Below are 242 nucleotides of genomic sequence, written 5' to 3' on the forward strand. Positions count from 1 at the left end.
GGGTTGGTTTTTTTTTGTTTGTGGGGTGTTTCGATTAGTTGGTTGTGAGGTTGGGCCTTGTTTGGGTTGTTTTGGGGGGTGGGGGTTTTGTTTTTTTTTTTTTTTTTTTGGGTGGGGTGTTTTTTTTTTGTTTTTTTTGTTTTGTGTTGTTGGTTTTTTTGGGTTTTTGTTTTGTGGGTTTTTTGGGGTTTTTTTTTTTTTTTGTTTTTTTTTTTATTTTCTATTTTATTTTTATAAACCCC

The 242-nt window shown here is 31.4% G+C and carries 1 protein-coding gene; it reads right to left on the reverse strand.

The features are described from left to right. Window positions 1-242 (reverse strand): hypothetical protein (locus ACEN88_RS36150; RefSeq protein WP_413347190.1); only part of this gene is annotated, 242 nt, incomplete at both ends.

It is taken from the genome of Massilia sp. CT11-108 (genome assembly GCF_047302915.1).
Lineage (GTDB): Bacteria > Pseudomonadota > Gammaproteobacteria > Burkholderiales > Burkholderiaceae_D > Telluria > Telluria orientalis.